This window comes from Streptomyces sp. SX-6 (assembly GCF_059089585.1).
Genome location: NZ_JBTHHU010000077.1, coordinates 1 through 2,023 on the forward strand (window position 1 = coordinate 1; position 2,023 = coordinate 2,023).

Sequence of the window (2,023 nt, forward strand, 5' to 3'; positions counted from 1 at the left end):
GCCGAAGAAGTTCCGGACGTGCTCCAGGCCCGCTATCAGCGCGTCGACCTCGGCGGGCGTGGAGTACAGATAGAACGACGCCCGCGTGGTCGCCGGAATTCCGTACCGCAGGCACACGGGCCGCGCGCAGTGGTGGCCGACGCGCACGGCGATGCCCTGCTCGTCGAGGACCTGGCCCACGTCGTGCGGGTGGATGTCGCCGAGCGTGAACGAGATCGCGGCACCGCGGTCCTCGGCCGTGACGGGGCCGATCAGACGCAGGTCCGGCACCTCCTGGAGGCGCTTGATCGCGTACTCGGTGAGCGCGTGCTCGTGGCGGGCGATGTTCTCCATGCCGATCGAGGTGAGGTAGTCCACGGCCGCGCCGAGGCCGACGGCCTGGGCGATCGGGGGCGTACCCGCCTCGAACTTGTGCGGCGCGGGGGCGTAGGTCGAGGAGTGCATCGAGACGGTCTCGATCATCTCGCCGCCGCCCAGGAACGGCGGCAGGTCCTCGAGCAGCTCCTGGCGGCCCCACAGGACGCCGATGCCGTCCGGGCCGCACATCTTGTGGCCGGTGAAGGCCACGAAGTCGGCCTGCAGCGACTGGACGTCCAGCGGCATGTGCGGAGCGGCCTGCGAGGCGTCGATGACGACGAGCGCGCCGACCTGCTGCGCCCGGCGGACGATCGCCTCGACCGGGTTGACCGTGCCCAGGATGTTGGAGACCAGGACGAAGGAGACGACCTTGGTCTTCTCCGTGATGACCTCGTCGATGTTGGAGAGGTCGAGGCGGCCGTCGTCGGTCAGCCCGAACCACTTCAGCTTCGCGCCGGTGCGCTGCGAGAGCAGCTGCCACGGAACGATGTTGGAGTGGTGCTCCATCTCCGTGATGACGATCTCGGTGTCGTGGTCCACGCGGTAGGGCTCGTCGGCCCAGCCGAGCATGTTGGCCACGAGGTTGAGCGACTCGGAGGCGTTCTTGGTGAAGATCACCTCGTCGCGGCTGGGGGCGTTGATGAACGCCGCGACCTTGTCACGGGCGCCCTCGTACAGCGCCGTGGCCTCCTCGGCGAGGACGTGCACGCCACGGTGGACGTTGGCGTTGTGCCGCTCGTAGTACTCGGCCAGCGCGTCGAGGACCTGGCGCGGCTTCTGGGAAGTGGCCGCGTTGTCCAGGTACACGAGCTTCTTCCCGTCGTGGACCACACGGTCCAGGATCGGGAAGTCCTTGCGGATCGCCTCGGTGTCGAGGAGCCCCGGGATCAGTGTCACGCCGTTACGCCGCCCTTCGTCACATAGGCCTCGTAGCCCTCGTTCTCCAGCTTGTCGGCGAGCTCGGCACCGCCGGACTCGGCGATGCGGCCGTTCGCGAAGACGTGCACGAAGTCGGGCTTGATGTAGCGCAGGATGCGCGTGTAGTGGGTGATCAGCAGGGTGCCGACCTCACCGGTCTCGCGGACGCGGTTGACGCCCTCGGAGACGATGCGCAGGGCGTCGACGTCCAGGCCGGAGTCGGTCTCGTCCAGGATCGCGATCTTCGGCTTGAGCAGCTCGAGCTGGAGGATCTCGTGGCGCTTCTTCTCACCGCCGGAGAAGCCCTCGTTGACGTTGCGCTCGGCGAAGGCCGGGTCCATCTGCAGACGCGCCATGGACTCCTTGACCTCCTTCACCCAGGTACGCAGCTTGGGGGCCTCGCCGCGCACGGCGGTGGCGGAGGTGCGCAGGAAGTTGGAGACCGAGACACCGGGGACCTCGACCGGGTACTGCATGGCGAGGAAGACGCCGGCACGGGCGCGCTCGTCGACGGCCATCTCCAGGACGTCCTCGCCGTCGAGGGTGACGGTGCCGCCGGTGATCGTGTACTTGGGGTGCCCGGCCAGGGAGTAGGCGAGGGTGGACTTGCCGGAGCCGTTCGGGCCCATGATGGCGTGGGTCTCGCCCTGCTTCACGGTCAGGTCGACGCCGCGCAGGATCTCCCGCGGGCCGTTCTCGGCCTCGACGGACACGTGCAGGTCGTGAATCTCAAGCGTTGCCATGGGGA

At 68.4% G+C, this 2,023-nt stretch carries 2 protein-coding genes; both read right to left on the minus strand.

Annotated features, from left to right (window positions below):
• On the minus strand, positions 1-1,254 hold a 1,254-nt coding region (locus tag ACV530_RS36510; RefSeq protein WP_494337036.1), incomplete at its 3' end, for a cysteine desulfurase.
• Positions 1,251-2,018, minus strand: coding sequence for a Fe-S cluster assembly ATPase SufC (gene sufC, locus ACV530_RS36515; RefSeq protein WP_494337037.1), 768 nt, complete (start codon positions 2,016-2,018; stop codon positions 1,251-1,253). The genes ACV530_RS36510 and sufC, both read right to left, overlap by 4 nt.
• Positions 2,019-2,023 lie beyond the last annotated feature (5 nt).

What these genes read in the sequence shown, in the direction of transcription:
- sufC (WP_494337037.1), bottom strand. Translation starts at nt 2,018, where the DNA reads ATGGCAACGCTTGAGATTCACGACCTGCACGTGTCCGTCGAGGCCGAG.